General features: G+C 51.4%; 14 protein-coding genes. 7 read left to right on the plus strand and 7 right to left on the minus strand.

Annotated elements, in window-relative coordinates; all coding sequences use genetic code 11:
* The first annotated feature begins 83 nt into the window (after positions 1-83).
* On the plus strand, positions 84-701 hold the full coding sequence (locus tag ACYVBJ_RS24545) for a class I SAM-dependent methyltransferase (protein WP_460984930.1): 618 nt from the start codon (positions 84-86) through the stop codon (positions 699-701).
* On the opposite strand, the gene ACYVBJ_RS24550 is transcribed toward ACYVBJ_RS24545, so the two are convergent.
* Positions 668-1,132: a hypothetical protein gene (locus tag ACYVBJ_RS24550; RefSeq protein ID WP_460984931.1), complete on the minus strand. Its 465-nt coding sequence runs from the start codon at positions 1,130-1,132 to the stop codon at positions 668-670. The genes ACYVBJ_RS24545 and ACYVBJ_RS24550 overlap by 34 nt on opposite strands.
* 150 nt (positions 1,133-1,282) lie before the next feature.
* The gene (gene corA, locus ACYVBJ_RS24555) at positions 1,283-2,233 is read right to left on the minus strand and encodes a magnesium/cobalt transporter CorA (protein WP_460984932.1); all 951 of its coding nucleotides are present in this window, start codon (positions 2,231-2,233) and stop codon (positions 1,283-1,285) included.
* A gap of 249 nt (positions 2,234-2,482) precedes the next feature.
* On the opposite strand from corA, the gene ACYVBJ_RS24560 reads away from it, so the two are divergent.
* Positions 2,483-3,769, plus strand: coding sequence for a chorismate-binding protein (locus ACYVBJ_RS24560; RefSeq protein ID WP_460984933.1), 1,287 nt, complete (start codon positions 2,483-2,485; stop codon positions 3,767-3,769).
* A gap of 59 nt (positions 3,770-3,828) precedes the next feature.
* On the opposite strand, the gene ACYVBJ_RS24565 is transcribed toward ACYVBJ_RS24560, so the two are convergent.
* A complete protein-coding gene (locus tag ACYVBJ_RS24565) occupies positions 3,829-4,011 on the minus strand; it encodes a hypothetical protein (protein ID WP_460984934.1) in 183 nt (60 codons plus the stop codon).
* 94 nt (positions 4,012-4,105) lie between these two features.
* Positions 4,106-4,363, minus strand: coding sequence for an adhesin (locus ACYVBJ_RS24570; protein ID WP_460984935.1), 258 nt, complete (start codon positions 4,361-4,363; stop codon positions 4,106-4,108).
* A 198-nt stretch (positions 4,364-4,561) separates the two neighbouring features.
* Here ACYVBJ_RS24570 and ACYVBJ_RS24575 point away from each other — a divergent pair, with 198 nt between their 5' ends.
* Together ACYVBJ_RS24575 and ACYVBJ_RS24580 are read left to right on the plus strand one after the other, a co-directional pair.
* Positions 4,562-5,611: a glycoside hydrolase family 130 protein gene (locus ACYVBJ_RS24575; RefSeq protein ID WP_460984936.1), complete on the plus strand. Its 1,050-nt coding sequence runs from the start codon at positions 4,562-4,564 to the stop codon at positions 5,609-5,611.
* A gap of 41 nt (positions 5,612-5,652) precedes the next feature.
* Complete coding sequence (locus tag ACYVBJ_RS24580) at positions 5,653-8,460, plus strand: ABC transporter permease (RefSeq protein WP_460984937.1); 2,808 nt, start codon at positions 5,653-5,655, stop codon at positions 8,458-8,460.
* Positions 8,461-8,548: 88 nt separating this feature from the next.
* Here the strand turns inward: ACYVBJ_RS24580 and ACYVBJ_RS24585 are convergent, their stop codons facing one another.
* On the minus strand, positions 8,549-9,238 hold the full coding sequence (locus ACYVBJ_RS24585) for a DUF6624 domain-containing protein (RefSeq protein WP_460984938.1): 690 nt from the start codon (positions 9,236-9,238) through the stop codon (positions 8,549-8,551).
* A 64-nt stretch (positions 9,239-9,302) separates the two neighbouring features.
* Here ACYVBJ_RS24585 and ACYVBJ_RS24590 point away from each other — a divergent pair, with 64 nt between their 5' ends.
* Positions 9,303-12,236, plus strand: a complete 2,934-nt coding sequence (locus ACYVBJ_RS24590; RefSeq protein WP_460984939.1) for a S9 family peptidase — start codon at positions 9,303-9,305, stop codon at positions 12,234-12,236.
* A 115-nt stretch (positions 12,237-12,351) separates the two neighbouring features.
* Here ACYVBJ_RS24590 and ACYVBJ_RS24595 read toward each other — a convergent pair whose 3' ends face one another.
* Positions 12,352-12,828: a response regulator gene (locus ACYVBJ_RS24595; RefSeq protein WP_460984940.1), complete on the minus strand. Its 477-nt coding sequence runs from the start codon at positions 12,826-12,828 to the stop codon at positions 12,352-12,354.
* A gap of 152 nt (positions 12,829-12,980) precedes the next feature.
* Between ACYVBJ_RS24595 and ACYVBJ_RS24600 the strand changes: the two genes are divergently transcribed.
* On the plus strand, positions 12,981-14,243 hold the full coding sequence (locus ACYVBJ_RS24600) for a sensor histidine kinase (RefSeq protein WP_460984941.1): 1,263 nt from the start codon (positions 12,981-12,983) through the stop codon (positions 14,241-14,243).
* A gap of 67 nt (positions 14,244-14,310) precedes the next feature.
* On the opposite strand, the gene ACYVBJ_RS24605 is transcribed toward ACYVBJ_RS24600, so the two are convergent.
* Entirely contained in the window at positions 14,311-14,703 is a 393-nt protein-coding gene (locus ACYVBJ_RS24605) for a DUF1573 domain-containing protein (RefSeq protein ID WP_460984942.1), read from the minus strand.
* A gap of 427 nt (positions 14,704-15,130) precedes the next feature.
* Here ACYVBJ_RS24605 and ACYVBJ_RS24610 point away from each other — a divergent pair, with 427 nt between their 5' ends.
* Positions 15,131-15,274 carry a hypothetical protein gene (locus tag ACYVBJ_RS24610; RefSeq protein ID WP_460985278.1) on the plus strand — a complete coding sequence of 48 codons (144 nt, stop codon included), beginning with the start codon at positions 15,131-15,133 and terminating at the stop codon, positions 15,272-15,274.
* Positions 15,275-15,491: the final 217 nt, after the last annotated feature.

The raw sequence follows: 15,491 nt of genomic DNA on the forward strand, positions 1-15,491 counted from the left end.
ATCGGGTCAGGGTTTAATGCCTCATCTCGAAAACTCTGCGACTGCACAGGCAGTTGCGTCAAGCTATACAAGCTTCTCCCGTTATGCAGCCCAACAACCCTTTTGCGCGATACGATCCGACCGACGATGCCATGTTCTACAGCCAGCCGCGACTGGTTGTGCACATCGACGAAGCAGCCATTACGGCGGCTACCCAACTTTTCCGCGAATATTTACCCACAAACGGGGCCGTTCTTGATCTGATGAGCAGCTGGCGCAGTCATCTGCCGGCCGACGTATCATACGCGCGGGTGGCTGGACTAGGCATGAACGAAACGGAACTGCACGAAAACCCGCAGTTGACCGATTACGTCGTTCAGGATTTAAACAAAACCCCCTACCTCCCCTACGCCGACGCCGGTTTCGACGGAGGAATGGTTACGGTTTCGGTGCAGTACTTAACAAATCCGGTGGCCGTGTACCAGGAAATTGGCCGGGTGCTACGTCCCGGCGCGCCGTTTCTGACGGTTTTCTCGAATCGGATGTTTCCCACCAAGGCAGTCGCCATCTGGCAGACGCTCGATGATCGAGGGCATCAGCAGCTGGTTCGTTCATATTATGAACAGGCCGGGACGTTCACGGACATTGAGGTACTGGACCGCAGCCCCGGCCGTTGGAGTGATCCGCTCTACGCGGTTGTTGGCCGACGAAGCCGGTCGTAGATGACGCCGGCTACCAGGCCCCCGAAAAAGTACCAGCCAATAGTCATGGCGGCTGTGGCGGTGGTACGTTTAGTTGGCTTTTCTCCCAGGCCCATCGGTCCGGGTAAAGTTACTGCCCCAACGCCCGCCAATAGTCCCAGAGCCGCCCCCGTGGCAATCGGATGCCTGGAATACGTACCCAACAAACTATAATAGAGTGCGTTGGACGCTACGTCACCCGCCATAGCCAGCGCGTAGAGTTTGTCTTCGGCGGGTGGCTGTTCGCCCGCTTTGCGGTAGCTTTTGGCAATCGCGCGCATACCGAGCAGATCGGCGCGTGGGGCCGTAGGTACGAACCGACGTACTGTTTCGTGCAGCAGGTTCAGCGCAATGGCACCACCGAGGCCACTGCCCAATGAACGGGTAATATTCGTGCTGGTGAGATGATCCATAATGTGTTGAGTTTACCTGCTACAACTCACGGCCTACCCGCTTGGTTATTTTTGTCACTGGTCACTCATTGTGTCATTGGGTGGTCATTGGTTGCCACAACAGCACAAATGCCATCAACGAACAATGAATGACTACCAATAACCACGAACTCATAGCCAGTTCTTAAGCCGGAAGACCCAGACCGTCAGGGCCGACGATAACACCATCATGGCCAGGGCAAATACGTACCCGTATTTCCAGTGGATCTCGGGCATTTCATCGAAGTTCATTCCCCAGATACTTGCCAGCAAGGTTGGCGGCAGAAATACCAGCGAGACAACCGTAAAGATTTTAACGATCCGGTTCTGTTCCAGATCGATAAGCCCGAGAAAGGTATTCTGTAAGAATTCGAGCCGCTCGAAAATGAAATTGGTATGGTCGATCAGCGAATTAATGTCCTTGATGAGCGTCCGCAGCCGAAGTTGTTCGGCTTCGTTGAACCAGCCATCCGACCGAATCATGGCCGAAATCACGCGCTGCTTATCCACTACGCTCTCCCGAATCGACATGGTCAGCTCCTGGTAATCGTTGATATTCAGCAGCATTTCCCGATCAAGCGTAGCATCCAGATCGAGCATCCGGTTAATGGCCTTGATTTCGCCCGACACCATTTCGACCAGGTCGGCATCGTAGTCAATCCGTGACTCAAAAATATAGATCATAATCTGCGCCCCGTCGGAGAAAACCGCCCGGCGCGACTTGATCCGCTTCACTGTATCAGCAAACGATTTCAGATCGGCGTGTCGGTACGTAAACAACGTATCGTCTTTCAGGATAAAACTGACCGGCACCGTTACGTAGCGCTGTTCGGGGTCGGACACCAGAAAGTTGGAGTTGGCAATCATGTAGTCATCTTCCTCGATGTAGCGCGAACTGCTTTCGATTTCCTGCTGCTCCTGCTGGCTCAAAAAATCAACGTCAAACTTTTCCTCTACGCTCTCGATCTCGGCTGGTGTCGGGTTCTGAAGATCAACCCAAAGCGTGCGTTCGGTGTTGGAGAACGAGTCGATATCACGAATTTTACGGACGGCCGTTTCGTCCTGCTGAAAAATGCGGATCATAGGAGTTGAGCGACCCAGTTGTAGGGCCCAGCGTAAAGTTCGCAGAAAACTGGTGTCTGCCGAATGTGTTGATGTACTTTTCTCGGAGACAGCCGATAACTATCCGCGTTGATTCAGCAGTCCAGACAGGTGTAAACTCGTTATAGGTGTTTGTAAACATCTGACCGTTAAATAACTACTTTCAGTGCACAATTTTGCATCACAATCTGTTACTACTTTAGAAGTCAAACAGAAAGACGTCTATTGGCTATGCAACCTGATCACGCTATCGATTCCGTAACTTCTGACTTATCCATTAATCGGCAGCGACTTGGTCAGCCAGCCGCCATTGACATTTGGGAAACCGCCCACTCACTAGGTTTTCCAGCCGCGCTGTGGCGATTGCCCAACAAGCGCGAGAAGCACCTGATCGTCTCGTTCGATGAAGTACTACCCCGCGTGACGGCCGATCTGGAGGAGTTGCCAGCGGGTTTTTTGGTTAGCCCCTTCGCGAATCTCGACGCGGGAGTCGACAGTCCGGCGGCATTAACCGTATTCATCAGGGCCGATGTACAGGCTACTTTCTCGGATACGGGTGCGCCGGAGCTAACCATAAACGATAAGTCAGCCGCCACTCACTTCCGGGAAGCGTTGGCTAACCGGCCTATCTCCCGATCGGCTGACCAGTCGGCCCCGGCGAAACTTGTTGAGCTTGCTGACCCGACCGCCCAGGCCATTTACGTCCGAACCGTAGCGGAAGCCGTTCAGGCTATGCAACGCGGTGAGTTTCGGAAGGTGGTCCTATCACGTACCAAACGGGTTGCATTTACGGATGCTCCCAATGCGGTAGCTTTCTTCGATAAGTTGTGCGAACGCTACCCAACCGCGTTCGTGTCGGCGGTATCGATTCCAGAGAAAGGCCAAATCTGGATCAGTGCTACGCCCGAGCGCCTGGTCAGTGTCGATGCGGAGGGGATGTTCCGAACGGTATCGCTGGCGGGAACGCAATCGGCGGCTAACCCCGATGGCACGCAAAAACGTCCGGCGGATGCCTTATGGTCCCAAAAAGAAATTGAAGAACAGGCTCTCGTCAGCCGTTATATTATTGAGTGCTTTAAGAAAATCCGCCTGCGTGAATACCTTGAAGAAGGGCCCAAAACGATTGTGGCAGGCAATCTGATGCACCTCGGCACCCAGTTTACGGTCGACATTCATGGGGTGCGTTACCCACAACTAGGTACGGTTATGCTACGGCTCCTGCATCCGACTTCGGCGGTTTGCGGGATGCCCCGCGAGGCCGCCTTCGCGTTCATCAACCAGCACGAAGCCCACGACCGGGAATTGTACAGCGGCTTTATTGGCCCCGTAAATATGAACGCAGCAAACGAAGGGTCAGCAACTGACCTGTTTGTGCATATCCGGTGCATGAAACTAGAAGGAAAGCAGGCCACGCTGTACGCGGGTGCTGGTTTAACCGAAGACTCGGTACCTGAACGGGAATGGCAGGAAACCGAAATGAAATGCCAGACGCTTTTATCGGTACTTAACGAACAGTAATTGATTACCCGCACCAGATTATCAGCGAATGCTAATCTGGCACGGATAAGAATTAGGGTTTACTCATCCCGGCCTTCGGCGGGGTCGCTGGTTGCGCGTGAACCTTCTTCGGTGGTACGTCCACCATCGGCGCTGGCGGCCGACGATTGAGTTTCACTATCAGGCGCAGTATTACCGGGGCCATTGTTGCTGCCCGCTGCGCCTTTGTTTTCTTCGGAATCCTGAATTTCGGATGGGTTCATAACTATTGAGATTAAGGATTGCGGATTCCCGGTTACACCACGGATTGAGGCATACAATCAGAAATCCGCAATCAAACTTGCCTAAAAAAGTAGATTAGTCCATACTGTCGTCGTCGAGATCATCGTCAATGTCGTCGTCCAGTTCTTCGCTCAGATCGTCGTCATCGCCGAATGCTTCATCATCAATATCGCCGAGATCATCTTCACCGTAGCCGCTGGTCGCTCCAGACCCCAGTTCGTCAAAATCAGCTCCTTCGTCGAACTCATCATCGTCGTCGAAAGCAGCGGTTTCCGGATCAGGGTTCAGCATCAGCACGTCATCGTCCTGATCAAACGTTGGCAGGTTAATCATAGTTGAAATATGTGTAGGTTGATTCTGGTTTCTGGTCATAACGCGGCTCTTTCGAATATGGTTAACCGGTTCGTCAACTAATTGAGTAAACGGCCTAAGAACAGCGAAGCGCCTTTTGGGTTTTACAGGTAGGCTTCCCGTTGCGGCTGTCAGGAACCGTCAGTCGCCCAAAATCCGGGAACACAACGCGCAAATATTGTGAAAAACTATCAATTACAACGGCTATCTGAGCAGCCAATTTTACAAACAAAGGATGTAAAACCCTCGATTGAGGGTTTTGACGTACTCGGCGCTTTTAATCCGGCGGCCTGTCGGGTCGGCGACGAAACGATCCTGCTGCTACGTGTCGCCGAAGCCCCACCCGCCCGGGCTGGTCATATCGCCGTTCCCCTGATTGAAGACCACGACGGCGTTCCTTCCTTAACCGTTAAGTACCTGCCGGAACCTCAGGAACCCTATGATCCCCGTATTGTTACCATCGACGGCAAGCAATACCTGACTTCGTTGAGTCACCTTCGCCTGGCGCGCAGCACCGATGGCATTCGGTTTACGATCGACGAAAAACCGTTTCTTTTCCCAGCCCGCCTGGACGAATCCTATGGCATCGAAGATGCCCGCATTACGTTCCTGGACGGTCAGTACTGGATTCTGTATACCGCCGTTTCCGAACATGGGCCAGCCGTGGGTATGGCGCTGACCAATGATTTTAAAACCGTTGAGCGCATGGGTATCATTCTGCCGCCCCCGAACAAAGACGTAGCGGTGTTTCCCCAAAAAATCAACGGGAAGTACATGCTGCTGCACCGGCCGATGGTATCAGAGATCGGAAAGCCGTCGATCTGGCTGTCAGAGTCCGTAGATGGGGTTCATTGGGGGCAGCATCAATTTTTGTTTGGCGGCCGGGGATTCTCAGGTTCAGCCTATGCGTGGGAAGGCGGTAAGATTGGCGCGGGGCCTGAACCCATCCTGACCGACGAGGGCTGGCTGGTCTGTTATCACGGCGCGGATGCCAACCACTCCTATTCCCTGGCGTTGGCTCTGCTCGACAAAGATGATCCGTCGAAAGTGCTGGACCGTTCGGAGCTGCCCATGCTCCAGCCCGAACTACCCTGGGAGCGGGAAGGTTTCTTTCCGAACGTAGTGTTCTCAAATGGCTGGGTACCGCAACCCGACGGAAGCATCTGGGTATACTACGGCGCGGCCGACTCGGGAGTTGGCGTGGCAAAACTTACGCGAAGCGGATTATAACCGGTTGATTTCATTCAGGTTCCGGCGTATCTTACGGCTCAATGAACGCAATCCTGACCGTTACCCGATTTGAGCTTAAGTATAACCTACGTCAGCCCATTATTTTCCTGTTAGGCGGGTTAATTCTTGGGCAGGGCATTTGGTATTCCATATTAGTAAGTGAGTCTTATGCTAGTGTTAATGCCTCAGCCAATTCCTATTTTACGTTGGCATCGCTGGGGGTGGTCCTGGCCATCGTTGCCGTGTTAGTAGCCGGGCAATCTATCACAAAAGATCTCGAATACCAGTCAGCCCTTTACCTCTACACCTTACCTATTAACAGCCGGGCCTACTTTGCGGGTCGATTCCTGGGAGCGTTTGTGAGTGTTCTCTTACTAGCGACCCTCTACCCAATGGGTGTTGCTCTGGCGGCTTCGTTTGTTGACAATAAGCCTATTCCGTGGCTGGCGCTGATCGACGGGTACCTATGTTTAGTGGTTGAGCATGTATTCGTTGTTGTTAGCCTGACCTTTTCCTTGACTGTCTTTTTGCGTAGCATTCGGGGGGCATATATCGCTCTATTTTTGACGGTGCTATACTTCTTGCTCAGTAGTACCCAATCGGAAGAACTGGCTAACTCTGATTTATGGCTGCTACTAGATCCGTTTGGAGTAGGCATGATTCGCGCATCTGTTGACGACATCAACTGGACAGCTGATTCAACCGCGTTGCTAAGCTTTTCAGATATGCTGTTTATCAACCGATTGCTTTGGCTCGGTATAGCTCTTGGTCTGTTAACCAAGGCAGAGGCTTCGTTTTCGTTCGATACCTTTGGTCAGGAGCGTACCATCAAGTTAGATCGTATAGAAATGGGTGCTGATGACATGCTTCCAGCCCTGCCCCTTCTTCCTACAAACAAACAACGATTTGGAGGCTTGCTATATGGCCAAACTACTCTTCGCTTAGCTCAACTAGAGGCAGCTACGCTGATTCGGCAACCCGTTTTCCAGATTACGGCTCTGTTATTAGTCATCCTAACGATACTCTTTGCTACGGTCTTTAACCAAAACCCAGATTTTCAGGAGTTACCCATCACCTCCCGGATAACTGCCCTTCGGTTACCAATGGGAGTATTTATTTGCCTATTTCTATTGGTTATGACCAATGAGTTGATTTACTATGAGCGAACGATTGGTTCCTGGCCGATTTACCACACTATGCCCCAGCCAAACGTTGTATTATTGCTGGCCAAACTGCTTGCCCTAACAATAGCAGCGGCTCTATTAACTCTACTGTTATTCGTTTCCGGCATAGGCATTCAACTGGTTAATGGTTTTATGGACATTGATTGGAGGCTTTATGCTTCCGATTTAATGCAAGACGGTTTTTTGCGTTACATACAGGTCATCGCGCTAGGTGCATTCATAGCGGTGATTGTCAACAACCGCCTGGTTAGCCACGTTATCAGTATCCTTTTGTTCCTCCTCCTTGCCGTAGCTTATGAGTTCGATTCGTCGTCGTTTTCTTACTACCTGTATAGTTTCCTGCCCGGCTCAGATTCCTATTCCGACTTAATTGGTTATGGCACAACCCGCTTCATCCGAGGGCCCATTCATCTGTTATGGTGGGCAGTGGCAGGCTTATTTATTACGCTTTTCTTACTGACCTGGAACCGAGGTGCCTTAGCTTCGTTACCTGTACGTATTCAGCAATGGCGACAACAGTTCGACTGGCGATATGGTATACCTTTTCTGCTTTTCGGTAGTCTGTCAGCAACGGAAATTTTTACCATTCAACAGCTTCGTAATCAGGATAAGCTGACGGCATCAATACCTTACAAAAGGCAATGGGCCACACTTACTTCCATTTCGGGTCAATCGGTTCGTGTTTCCATTTCGCACCATCATCCTTATCAAGTCCAGCACATACTCGACGTTGCGCAATTAGCTATCCAAATGGGTGAGCACTTGTTTGGTGCCTATCCTTATGATACATTCAACATTACGGAAGTACCGTCTGGCTCCAAGGCAATTTGGTCGACACCTGGCTGCGTATTTATATCTGAAAAACAAGGCTGGACAGCTAGTAATCACCGAGACAAACAAGCTGATTTTATTGATTATTTGATAGTTAGAGAGGTATTGAAGCAGTGGATAGTTCATCGGCTAAAACCAGTCCAGCAAGCAGGCGACGGCTTTCTACGCCAGAGCTTGCCCGAGTATCTTTCGTTACAATTCGTTGGCAAGCAGTATGGTTCTGAACAATTGGCAAAGCGACTTGCCCAACGGTGGGCCACGTATCTACGTAGTCATAATCGCAATCATCAGGTTGAGGCACCTCTAATCCAGTCTAGTGACAACCATCTGCTTGAACGCAATCGGGCTGCACTGTTGCTAACCAGTATTGGGCAAGTTTGGGGAGACTCTTTATTGAGTCGAGCGATCGGTCAGTTTTATCAGCAAGCCATTGCAAAGCCAACATCAGCTACGGCGGATGCCTTTGTAACCCACTTGGCTCATCAACTTCCTGACTCACTCCAGTATCTGACAACGTATTTAACCGATCAGCTCTGGTTCGATTTCAAAATCGGTAGAGTCGTGCATCTGTCCAATGGGTTACTAGTTGAAATTGTGCCTAAGAAATGGCGTGATCAGGAAACTGGGACACAACAAAAAGTACCTATCAACGATCTCATTCCATTAGTCATTCTTGATCAGAATAATCGGCCCATATACAAGACATTGGTACGGCCAGAACCTGATGAGCGTCGGGTTTACTTACCGGCTTTACCTTCGGCGCAAACCGTCATTATTGATCCCCTAGGTGCTTGGCCAGAGTTGAATAAGCGAGATAATCAAAAAATCTTTTAAGGACTAGTAACTCATCAGGATTTATCCAGACATCCTAACATGAAGCGGCTGTACAGTCTACTATTTTGTAAAGTCACGTTGACCGACATTAGTCTTTCAGATCAATCACGTACCGTTCTTTAATCTGCGCAATCGTCAGTGGCTTGTAGGTGATATTCAAGCGGGTAGCGTTTTCTTCTACCGTTTGGGTAAAGCCCGCCAGCCGCCGACGTTCGTTTACACCTTTCGGATCGTCGATGGGCCAGATAAAGCATTCGGACGCGTTCGGAGTACTCCGTAGTGGATAACAGCTGCCCTGAGTACCGTACCGTTGTGGTTTACCTTTGTTCATTAGTTGCCGATCTTCCATCATTGCCACCAGTCGAGCCGGTAACTCACCTTGTTTACCGGCCTCACGAATCAGGGGCAAATACTGGTCTATTTTATCAGAGTGCTGGATTATATACCAGACAGCTTCGTTGGTCGGCTCCCCAACCTGCGTTTTTCCGGGATAACCATTCTGCTTCAAGATTACCTCTGTACGCGCCAGATTTGATTTGTCGATGGCGCTCTGTTTTCCCCACAAAAGCCCTCCCAGATCAGTTGGGCTGACCTTGAAAACGTTGCTCAGGCTGTCGCGCATGCGTATATTCTGACCCATATTCGACAAGTACTCGCGATACTGCTGATCGAGTACATACATGCTGTCCAACTCATGTTTCAGCGATGCGTTACGTTGCGCGTAAGCGGCAGCGGACGTAAGCATCAGTACAATCAGCAGGAAAAGCCCCCTGGACATAGTGAAAACGGTTCGATGTGCTTAAATTTAGGGATTACTATCCGGCTTTTGGCACTCGCCCATTATGTTACGTAAACTTTCCGTTCTCTTCCTTCTGTTTTATACCGTTTCCACAGCCTCTGCCCAAAAACGTCCGCTTACGGCGGCTGACTATGACCGCTGGCAGAGTGTGCGCTCCGAAAAAATAGCCAACGATGGGCACTGGATTACGTACCAGATCGACCCGCAGGACGGCGATGGCTACCTGGAACTGGCGGACGCTACCCGCAAGACCCAACCGCGCCGGTTCGCGCGAGGGTACATGGCTCAGTTTACGCCCGACAGCAAATTTCTGGTTATGCGCTTAAAAGCTCCCGCGGCCGAGACGCGCAAAGCCAAACTCAAGAAGAAGAAAGGCGACGAACTGCCAAAAGACAGTCTGCTCGTCCTGAATCTGGGAACGGGCACCACAACGAAACTGCCGAACGTAAAATCATTCATGCTCGGTAAAGAAGCGGGTTCGTGGCTGGCGGTCCTGCAGGAACGGAAGGATGAGAAAGAAAAACCAGCGGCCAAACCCGTTGCTCAGAAAGATACCCTCAACCCGTCAGCGCCCGTATCTACTACGTCAGCAACGGCAAAAAAAGGATCACCCAAAAAGCCGAAAGGTGATGAGCTTACGCTGTTGAACATGGCCGACGGAACGCGCAAAACCATGCGTTACGTAACGAGTGCGGTCGTTTCGGAAAATGGGCAGTCAATTTTTTACAGCAAAGAGTCGGCGAATGATTCGCTGAAAACAGGCGAAGTCAGCATTCCGGGCGTGTTTCTGTTCCATACGTCTACCCAACAAACGACCCTGGTTGACACCAGTTCGCAGCGCAAGATTTACAAAGGGCTTGCTGTCGATAAGGCCGGGCAGCAGCTGGCGTGGATGGCCTCCGCCGACAGCTCGGGGGCAGACGTGAAGGTGTTTACTCTGTACTACAGGAACCTGGCTTCGGCAACGCTTCCCACAAAAGGCAAACGGAAAAAGACAACGACCGCCGAACTGCCCTACCGGGTTGTTGCCGATACGTTGACGAAGGCGCTCCCGAAAGGCTGGTCTGTCAATGAGTTTCGCGAACCAAAGTTTTCGGACGATGGCAGACGATTGTATTTTTCGTCTTCCCCGATTCCACCCAAACCAACGAAGGATACGCTGACGCCCGACGACGAAAAAGTAAAAATGGACGTCTGGAGCTGGACCGACAGCCGCCTGCAACCCATGCAGCAGCGTCGGTTGAAGGAAGAAAAAGAGCGTGGCTATCTGACCGTGTATGATCTCACGTCCGGCCGGGTTACGCCCCTGGCGAGTCGCGAAGTCGCTACGGTTACTTTCGATCCGAAAGTAAACACCCGTTACCTGTTGGGATTGAGCGATCTGCCGTATCAGGTTCAGGCTTCCTGGGACCCCGGCCATACTGACCTGTATCTGATTGATACCCAGACAGGCGACAAAAAACGTATCGCCAATGACGTCATGGCTTCGGAGCCTAAGCTTTCGCCCGGCGGTACGTATGCCTATTGGTTCGATGAGCGCGATTCGCTCTGGCGGGCCTATTCCATCGCCGACGGCAAACGGATCGACCTGACCCGGGGCCTGCCCAGTAAATTTTTCGATGAAGAACATGATACGCCCAATCTTCCCGGTTCGTATGGTTCTGCGGGCTGGACAACCGGCGATCGGTACGTCTGGCTGTACGATCGTTACGATATCTGGCAAATTGACCCAACCGGCAAAGAGAAGCCGCTGAATCTGACCGCTGGCTGGGGCCGAAAAAATAACGTCCGGCTCCGTCGGGCCGACCTCGACCCCAACGACGGACCGTCCCGAGAAAAAGCCATCGACCCAGGCCAGGCGTTATTTCTGACCGGTATCTGGGAACGCGATAAAGCAACCGGTATTTTGAAACAGAAAAACGGGATAGCGGCTACTGAACCGGCGGTTCTTAGCCGAAGCAACCACCGGTACTTTGGTTTGAACAAAGCTAAAAATGCGCCGACGATGACGTTCTACCGGGGCAACTACCAGGAGCCGATTAACCTGTTCCTGACCGACTCTACGATGGCGGGTCCGCAGCAGCTCACCCGCGCAAACCCGCAGCAGGACAGCATCCGGTGGGGAAGCGTCGAACTGGTCAACTGGATAGGCACCAATGGCACTAAACTGGAAGGGCTGCTCTATAAACCCGAGGGTTTCGACGCCAAAACGAAGTACCCGATGCTGGTCTATTTCTACGAACGTAACGCCGAAACGCTCAACGACTATCGGGTACCCGCCCCCAGCCGGTCAACGATCAATATTCCCTACTGCGTATCGAACGGCTACCTCGTTTTCGTTCCCGATATTGTGTATACGACGGGGCAACCCGGTCCTAATGCCTACGACTGCGTGGTTCCTGGTGTGCTAAGTCTGCTCGATCGCGGCTTTGTTGACCGCGACCGCATTGGCATTCAGGGGCAGAGCTGGGGTGGTTATCAGACGGCCTATATCATTACCCGAACAAACCTGTTCCGGGCCGCCGAAGCAGGTGCTCCCGTGGCCAACATGACATCAGCGTACGGGGGTATTCGGTGGGAAACGGGCGTAAGCCGGGCGTTCCAGTACGAAAAAACGCAGAGTCGCATCGGCGGTACACTCTGGGATAAACCCATGAATTACATCGAGAATTCACCCCTGTTCTACGCCAATCGCGTGCAGACCCCTTTGCTGATTATGGCCAACGATGCCGACGGAGCCGTTCCCTGGTACCAGAGTATCGAGTTGTTTTCGGCTTTACGTCGCTTAAATAAGCCAAGTTGGATGCTCGTCTACAATGGCGAAGGGCATAACCTCACCCAACGGCACAACGCCAAGGATTTGAGCATTCGGATGTATCAGTTCTTCGATCACTACCTGAAGGATGCGCCCATGCCAACCTGGATGAAAGAAGGTCGGACGGCCGTAGAGAAAGATCGCGGAGAAATGAAATATTAGCCACTCTGGTCATTGGTTGTCATTAGTCAGCACAGGTTATTACGTCATTCTTAATACGGGTTAGAACAACCAGGAATAGCAGCCAATGACCACAATGATTGATGACAACCAATAACTATAACCGTTCGCCAGGCAGTGTTACGGTTTCCCACCAGTAGCTGCGCATGGTCTGGAAATACAGTAGCCACTGATTATAATCCGTAGGCTTGGTAATGTACGACGTCCCGCCGAAGGTGTACAGATCACCAATATCGTCCCGGTTTGCGGAGTAGCTGAACACGACAATGGGCATCCGGATAAAGGGCGAGTTTGGGGTCTTGAGCGTTCTCAGCAAGTTCCAGGCCGGTTCGGATTCAGGCAGGTACAGATCAAGAAGCATCAATTTAGGCAATACCCGGTTTTCTTCCAGGCAGCCGGTCATATACGAATAAGCCTCCTCAGCACTTTGAGCCCAGATCGTCCTGACTTCAGGCAGCGACTCCCGCAAAGCAGCCTGAATCAGCATCCAGTGATCCTGCTTATCCTCTACAACCAGAACACTCGCATGGCGAAAGTTGTTGTCGAGTGCATTGCGATTGTACTGTTGAGCCATAGTTACAGAAATATAGTTACAGAAATAAGGGGGTTAGTTAAGTGGTATCAAGCTCTTCGGCCTTAGGCAAACAAATCTACGTTTACTTAGTCAATACTAGTGCCACTGGTGGTAGTTTCAAGTAAAAGTGAGTTCATTCCTCTATATACCTTATGAGCGATACGTCCGAACCAATCAGCCTGCCCAGTTATTTGTTTGCCCGTCGGGAAGCAATTCTGAATATGTGGCGGGCCTCCTGCCAGGCCGATCCGGTACTGGCTCACACAGCCAGTCTGTCGCGTGAGGAGTTTAACAATGAAGCACCAGCTATGCTGAATATTCTGGGGCAGCGTTTACGGAATCTTCCCGAAGAGCGGCCGCTTGTCGATACCGCTTCTGATCATGGCCTGCACCGCTGGCATAAAGGCTATATCTTGCGGGAACTGCTGGCCGAGATCAACCATTTCACCCAATGCTTATCTACGGAAATTTCCTGCTACGGTCAGTTATATCCCGCGGCCAACCTCTCGGTGCTGGTCGATGCCTACGAGAAAATGGTCCGGTTCAATAATGAACTGGTCGATGGCAGCGTGATCCGCTATGATGACCTTCAGCGCAAACAGGCGGCCGGACGGGCTGATGCTCTCCAGCAAACACTCAATCAGGTCAATGCTCTGACTCAGCAGCGCGGCAAAGTATTGCAGATGACGTCACATGACCTGCGGGGAGGCTTTGGCGTTATTCATGGCGCAGCGGTGTTGCTCGACCGTCCAAGCAACTCGGATCAGGAGCGTAAAAGCCAGGTGCAGATGCTGCAGCGTAATCTCTTATCAGTCAGCGATATGCTGGCGCAGCTAACCGATCTGGCACGCCTTGAAGCAGGTCAGGAAACCCTTCAGATCGAGTCATTCGATGTCAGCGCCCTGTTGAAATCAGTTGTTGAAAGTGCTCAGCCCTTAGCTCAGCAGCGTGGATTGATGCTACGCGCCGACGGCCCCGCTCAACTGCTGGTTGACACCGACCGGGTTAAAATTCAGCGGATTGTTCAGAATTTATTGCTTAATGCGTTGAAGTACACCCCATCGGGGATCATCTCAGTATCCTGGTCCAGCGAAGATAATTACCGATGGCTCGTTAGCGTTCAGGATACGGGACCGGGCTTGCCCAAAGGATTAATTAACGCGCTCATCGATCCGTTAAAACCCCTGCACGAATCGGGTGAGATATTCGACAAAGCCCCCGAAGCGAACCTGGCGACCAACGGGGTTCCAGCACCGGGGCAAACCTTTAAACGACGATCCGACTCGGGCGAAGGCATTGGCCTGTACATCGTTAAACGGTTGTGCGAACTGTTAAACGCAAACGTCGACATTGAAACCGAGCCCGGCGAAGGAACGCTCTTTCGGGTTCGGTTCCCTATTCATTACAAGTCATAACGTCGCAGACACACGTACTGGAACAGGTCCTGCCGCTACTTAAGTGGCAAGACCTGTTTCATAGGGTTCATTGGCCCACTGGCGTTTTGCTGACAACTTCGCCTTTGAAATGCAGCACCGTCAGGCCGCCTTCCGCGTTCGATTCAACCGTAACGGTTTTGCTGAAAGCTCCCGACGCAGCCGCATTGAACGTAGCTTTCACGCTGCCCGACTGTCCGGGCATAATCGGATCTTTCGAAAAATCAACGCCGGTACACCCACATGATCCTCTGGCTGTATTGATAACCAGTGGTAAATCGCCCGTATTGGTAAACGTAAACTTAGCCGTAACGGGTTTTCCCTGCTCAATACGGCCAAAATCGTGGGTGGTGCTTACCCACTTGAACACAGCAGCTGCATCGGTCATGGCAACAGACACGGTCAGGGCAACGAATGATACCAGAAAAAGGATGCGTTTCATACAATCAGATCGGTTTATAGTTACTCACCTGAGCAACGGCACAAACTTAGTTTTTCAAATAGCCTATACCTGTTAGGGACTTTCTAACAGCTGTTTATGAGTTGTTAGAAAGGACGTTTACAGGTTCCTAATCAATTGCATATTGGATAAAGACGTACTTTGGAGCCCTAAAATAAGCCATAAATTCGGCTTATCCTCTTCTGCTTTTATTTTTAACGTATTAGCCGGTACCATGTTCCGACTCCGATTGCTGATCATTCTTTCCGTACTGTCAATCATAGGAATTTTAACGGTGCAGGTGGTATAGCTTCAAAAGACCGCTCAACTGTTTGCTCCCCATGTCGAACTCGACTTACAGGCGACTACCGATCGAGTCCTGGCCGATTCGTATCACCTCGAAAACGAAGCCTTTTCGGTTACGCATTGCCTGAACGGCACTGATGCGTGGGCAACGTTTCAGGCTAGTCAATTTGATCTGTGCTTACTGGATATTATGCTGCCCCAAAGCGATAGCTTTACGTTAGTCCAAAAAATTCGAGCAGTAAATGACACGTACCAATTCTGTTTCTGAGCGCCTTAGCCGACAAGGATAGCCGACTACAAGGATGGCGCATCTTCTCAACCGGTCAACTTATCGGGCGCGATGAGCTGCTCCGCGCCGTCTGGGGCGACGATGATTACTTTATGGGCCGCAGCCTCGACGTTTTATTTCGCGCTTACGCAAACGGCTGGCCAGTACGCCTGATGTTCGAATTGAGAATGTGCACGGAGTGGGGTTTATTTTGCGT

The sequence above is a fragment of the Spirosoma fluminis genome (assembly GCF_054778895.1).

Coding starts and splice junctions, on each gene's coding strand:
- ACYVBJ_RS24545 (WP_460984930.1), top strand. CDS start 84: ATGCAGCCCAACAACCCTTTTGCGCGATACGATCCGACCGACGATGCC.
- ACYVBJ_RS24550 (WP_460984931.1), bottom strand. CDS start 1,132: ATGGATCATCTCACCAGCACGAATATTACCCGTTCATTGGGCAGTGGC.
- corA (WP_460984932.1), bottom strand. CDS start 2,233: ATGATCCGCATTTTTCAGCAGGACGAAACGGCCGTCCGTAAAATTCGT.
- ACYVBJ_RS24560 (WP_460984933.1), top strand. CDS start 2,483: ATGCAACCTGATCACGCTATCGATTCCGTAACTTCTGACTTATCCATT.
- ACYVBJ_RS24565 (WP_460984934.1), bottom strand. CDS start 4,011: ATGAACCCATCCGAAATTCAGGATTCCGAAGAAAACAAAGGCGCAGCG.
- ACYVBJ_RS24570 (WP_460984935.1), bottom strand. CDS start 4,363: ATGATTAACCTGCCAACGTTTGATCAGGACGATGACGTGCTGATGCTG.
- ACYVBJ_RS24580 (WP_460984937.1), top strand. CDS start 5,653: ATGAACGCAATCCTGACCGTTACCCGATTTGAGCTTAAGTATAACCTA.
- ACYVBJ_RS24585 (WP_460984938.1), bottom strand. CDS start 9,238: ATGTCCAGGGGGCTTTTCCTGCTGATTGTACTGATGCTTACGTCCGCT.
- ACYVBJ_RS24590 (WP_460984939.1), top strand. CDS start 9,303: ATGTTACGTAAACTTTCCGTTCTCTTCCTTCTGTTTTATACCGTTTCC.
- ACYVBJ_RS24595 (WP_460984940.1), bottom strand. CDS start 12,828: ATGGCTCAACAGTACAATCGCAATGCACTCGACAACAACTTTCGCCAT.
- ACYVBJ_RS24600 (WP_460984941.1), top strand. CDS start 12,981: ATGAGCGATACGTCCGAACCAATCAGCCTGCCCAGTTATTTGTTTGCC.
- ACYVBJ_RS24605 (WP_460984942.1), bottom strand. CDS start 14,703: ATGAAACGCATCCTTTTTCTGGTATCATTCGTTGCCCTGACCGTGTCT.